1 protein-coding gene is annotated in these 2,869 nt (G+C 74.3%); it reads left to right on the forward strand.

The window, feature by feature from the left end:
- The coding region (locus tag IH00_RS44920) for a type I polyketide synthase (RefSeq protein ID WP_234335126.1) at positions 1-2,869 on the forward strand (2,869 nt) is incomplete at both ends.

Genomic DNA, 2,869 nt, shown 5'->3' on the forward strand with positions numbered 1-2,869 from the left:
TGGCTGGGGTCGGTCAAGTCGAACATCGGGCACACCTCGGCCGCTGCCGGTGTGGCCGGTGTGATCAAGATGGTGCAGGCGCTGCGGCACGGCGTCCTTCCCGCCACGCTGCACGTGAACGAGCCCTCACCGCACGTGGAATGGGCCGCGGGCGAGGTCGAGCTGCTGACGGAAGCCAAGGAATGGCCCGTTTCCGGACGGACACGGCGCGCGGGCGTCTCGTCGTTCGGTGTCAGCGGCACCAACGCACACCTGATCCTCGAAGAGGCCCCGGCCGACGACCGGCTGCCGGCCGGGCCGGCCGGGGGCGGGTCCGCCCGGCCCGCCGTCGTGCCGGTGCTGGTGTCCGCGCGCAACGAGACGGCGCTGCGGGCACAGGCCGAGCGGCTGCGCGCCCACCTCGCGGCACGGCCCGGGCTGGACCTCGTGGACATCGGCCTGTCGTCGGTGACGACGCGTGCGCAGCTGGAGCGGCGCGCGGCCGTGGTGGCCTCGGACCGCGACGAACTGCTCGCGGGTCTCGGCGCACTGGCGGCGGGCTCCCCCGCGGACGGTGTGGTCGAGGGCGTGGTGACGGAAGGCAAGCCGGTCTTCGTGTTCCCGGGCCAGGGGGCGCAGTGGGCGGGCATGGCCGTCGAACTGCTCGACACCTCGCCGGTGTTCGCCGAGCGGATGGCGGAGTGCGCCGTGGCGCTGTCGTCCTTCGTGGACTGGCGGCTGGAGGACGTGCTGCGGCAGGCGGAGGGCGCTCCGTCGCTGGAGCGGGTCGACGTGGTGCAGCCGGCGCTGTGGGCCGTGATGGTCTCGCTGGCGGCGCTGTGGCGCTCGTACGGTGTGGAGCCCGCGGCGGTGGTGGGCCACTCCCAGGGCGAGATCGCGGCCGCGTGCGTGGCGGGCGGTCTGTCGCTCGCCGACGGCGCCCGGGTCGTGGCCCTGCGCAGCCGGCTCATCCGCGAGCGGCTGGCCGGTCGTGGCGGCATGGTGTCGGTGGCGCAGCCGGTCGAGCGGGTCGAGGAACTCCTCGCCCCGTACGGGGGCCGCGTGACGGTCGCCGCGGTGAACGGCCCCACGGTGGTGGTGGTCGCGGGTGACGCCGACGCGCTCGACGAGTTCGTCGCCGTCTGCAAGCGGGACAAGGTGAGGGCCCGCCGGGTCGCGGTGGACTACGCCTCGCACTCCGCTCACGTCGAGGCGATCGAGGACGAGCTGCTGGAGGTCCTGGCGCCGATCGAGCCGGTGTCCGGACAGGTGCCGTTCTACTCCGCCGCGACCGGCGGGTTCGTCGACACCGCGACCCTGGACGCTCGCTACTGGTACGGGAACCTGCGCGGCCGGGTGGGCTTCGAGCAGGCCGTTCGCGCCCTGGCGGACAACGGCGCCGGGTGCTTCGTCGAGGTGTCGCCGCACCCCGTGCTCACGATGGCGGTGGAGGACACCGTCCAGGCGCACGGCGCCGCCGACCACACCGCGATCATCGGGTCGCTGCGCCGGGACGAGGGTGGTCTCAGGCGGTTCCTGACCTCCCTGTCCGAGGCACACGCGGCCGGGGTGGAGGTGGACTGGCCGGAGTTGTACACCGGCAGTGGTGCCCGGCGCGTGCCGCTGCCCACGTACGCGTTCCAGCGTGAGCGGTTCTGGCTCGCGCCGGGCGCCCGGACAGCGGACGCGAGCACGGCCGGGCAGGGCAGCGTCGACCATCCGGTCCTCGCCGCCGCGGTGCGGATGGGCGACCGCGACGAGTGGGTGTTCACCGGCCGCATGTCCATCGACGCACACCCCTGGACCCGGGACCACACGGTGTTCGGAGCGGTCGTGGTGCCGGGTGCCGCGCTGGTCGAACTCGCCCTGACGGCCGGTGACGAGGTCGGTTGCCGGATGCTCGACGAGCTGGTGATCGAGTCACCGCTGATCCTGGAGGAGGACGCCGTACGGCACATCCAGGTCACCGTCGGCCAAGCCGGCGAGGACGGCCGGCGCGAGGTCGCGATCTTCTCGCAACCGCAGGCCGGAGCCGACGACGAGCGGCCGGAGCCGACGTGCCACGGGCGTGGCTGGCTGGCCGTGGACACGGAGCCGTCCGAGGCGCTCCCGGCGCAGTGGCCGCCGACCGGTGCCGAACCGGTCACCGTCGACACGCTCTACGCCCGTGTGAACACCTACGCACACCTGACCGACGACGACTTCGACTACGGCCCCGCCTTCCGGGGCGTCGAGGCGGCATGGCGCTCCGGCGACGAGGTCTGCACCGAACTCGCGCTGCCGGACGACGCGGGACCGGCCGAGGGGTTCGCCATCCACCCCGCGCTGTTCGACTCCGCACTGCACGGCGGACTCAGCATGCTCGGCCAGGGCGGCGGCACCCGGGGCGGGCTGCCGTTCTCCTGGACCAGGGTGCGTCTGCACCGCGGCGGCCTCACACGGCTGCGGGTGCGGAGCGGGCCGTCGAGCGACACCGCGCTGCGGATCGACATCACCGGTGAGGACGGCCGTCCGGTCGCCAGTGTGGAGCGGCTCGACATCCGGCCGGTCGAGCAGGCGCAGATCGAGGCGGCACGCAGCCACTCCGGCAGCCCGCTGTTCCAGGTCGACTGGACCCCGGTGAGGGCCGGGGCGCCGACGCCGGTGCGATGTGCCGCCCTCGGTGCGCACGCCGTGGCCGACGAGCGGTTCGCGGATCTCGACGCGCTGGAGCGGGCCCTCGCGGAGGGCGCGGCGGCACCGGACGCGGTCCTGGTCGGGGTCGAGACCCCGGCCGGCGGGGCCGGCACGGGCGAGAGCGCGCGGGCGGCCACCGGGCGGACGCTCGAACTGATCCAGCGCTGGCTGACCAGCGAGCGCCTCATCGGCACGCGGCTCGTCCTCGTCACGC

Source organism: Streptomyces sp. NRRL S-118 (assembly GCF_000716335.1).
Classification (GTDB): domain Bacteria; phylum Actinomycetota; class Actinomycetes; order Streptomycetales; family Streptomycetaceae; genus Streptomyces.